Origin of the sequence: Gordonia effusa NBRC 100432, from assembly GCF_000241305.1 — a bacterium.
Classification (GTDB): Bacteria; Actinomycetota; Actinomycetes; order Mycobacteriales; family Mycobacteriaceae; genus Gordonia; species Gordonia effusa.
In genome coordinates this window covers 1-1,749 of sequence record NZ_BAEH01000056.1, presented here as the reverse complement: position 1 = coordinate 1,749, position 1,749 = coordinate 1, and the positions used below count along the sequence as shown (strand labels likewise).

General features: G+C 61.2%; 2 protein-coding genes. Both read left to right on the top strand.

Going from position 1 to position 1,749, the window contains the following annotated elements; genetic code table 11:
- Nucleotides 1–451, top strand: a 451-nt coding sequence (tatC, locus tag GOEFS_RS10390; protein ID WP_007317861.1) for a twin-arginine translocase subunit TatC, incomplete at its 5' end; no start/stop codon positions are given.
- 3 nt (nucleotides 452–454) lie between these two features.
- Nucleotides 455–1,749, top strand: a 1,295-nt coding sequence (locus GOEFS_RS10385; RefSeq protein ID WP_007317860.1) for a DEAD/DEAH box helicase, incomplete at its 3' end; no start/stop codon positions are given.

Below are 1,749 nucleotides of genomic sequence, written 5' to 3'. Positions count from 1 at the left end.
TCAAGACGTTCAGGTGACCGCACTCAAAGGCGACGACTACTTCACGTTCATGATCAATCTGCTGGTCATCTTCGGAGTAAGTTTCGAATTGCCGCTGCTGATCATCGCGCTCAACCTGATCGGCGTGCTGAGTTACCAGCGGCTCAAGAGTTGGCGACGCGGACTCATCTTCGGCATGTTCGTCTTCGCCGCCGTCGTCTCGCCCGGTTCGGATCCGTTCACGATGCTGGCGCTGGCATGTGCGCTGACGGTGTTACTCGAGTTCGCCATCCAGGTCTCCCGGTATAGCGATAGGCGGAAGGCGCGGCGCACCGAGAACTGGGAGTCACTGTCCGACGACGAGGCCAGTCCGCTGCCCTCCACGTCGACTGTTCCCGCCGCATCGCCGGGTGTCGCGGCGACACCGCGTGCGTCGGTGCGCTCAGGTGACACTTTTGGTGACATCCTGTAGGTAATGACGCACCTCGACGATTTCCTCGCCCGTCAAGCTTTCGCCCTCGATCCGTTCCAGCTACGTGCCTGCGATGCCCTGCAAGCCGGGCACGGGGTGTTGGTGTGCGCGCCGACCGGTGCCGGGAAAACCATCGTCGGCGAGTTCGCCGTACATCTCGCCCTCGCTCAGGGAACCAAGTGTTTCTACACGACGCCGATCAAGGCGCTCAGTAATCAGAAGTTCAACGACCTGGTGGCAGTCCACGGAGCCGATGCAGTCGGGCTGTTGACCGGGGATAACTCGATCAACCCCGATGCCGACGTCGTAGTGATGACGACCGAGGTCGTCCGCAATATGATCTACGCGAATTCTCCTGCACTGCAAGGTCTTTCCCACGTCGTAATGGATGAGGTGCACTTCCTTGCCGATCGATTCCGGGGCGCGGTGTGGGAGGAAGTCATCCTGCACCTCGACCCCTCGGTATCGGTTGTCGCACTGTCGGCGACAGTGAGTAACGCCGAAGAGTTCGGCGACTGGATGCAGACCGTGCGCGGGGACACAACGGTCATTGTCGATGACCATCGGCCGGTTCCACTTCAGCAGCACATGATGGTGGGGACGCGGCTCTTCGATCTCTTCGATCCACGTGAGAAGCGGTCGGGTAAGGGTGGCAAAGCCAAAAATCCCGGCGTCAACCCGGAACTGATTCGCTTCATCAAGCACCGGGCGTTGATGGCAGATGACTACGACGAGCGTTCACGAGGACGAGGTCGAGGCCGGCCGAATAATAGGCGCGGAACCGTGGTGCCTCGGCCAAATCTGGTGCGGCAACTCGACCGCGAGGGGTTACTGCCCGCGATCGGATTCATTTTCTCCCGAGCCGGCTGCGATGGTGCGTTGCATCAGTGTCTGCGGTCGGGGATCAACCTGCTCGATGGCCAGCAGAGTGCGCAAGTCGACGACGTCGTCGATCGCTATGTCGCGGAATTATCACCCGCTGACATCGACATCCTCGGTGTCGCCGAATGGCGGACCGGTCTGCGCCGGGGATTCGCGGCGCATCACGCCGGTTTGCTCCCGACATTCCGGCACTGCGTGGAGGAACTGTTCACTCTAGGTCTGGTCCGGATGGTGTTCGCGACCGAGACCCTGGCGCTCGGTATCAATATGCCCGCGCGGTCGGTGGTCCTCGAACGCCTCGTCAAATACAACGGCGAGGCACATGTCGACCTGACACCGGGCGAGTTCACCCAGCTGACCGGCCGAGCGGGACGACGCGGAATCGACGTCGAAGGCCATGCGGTTGTGTTGTGGAC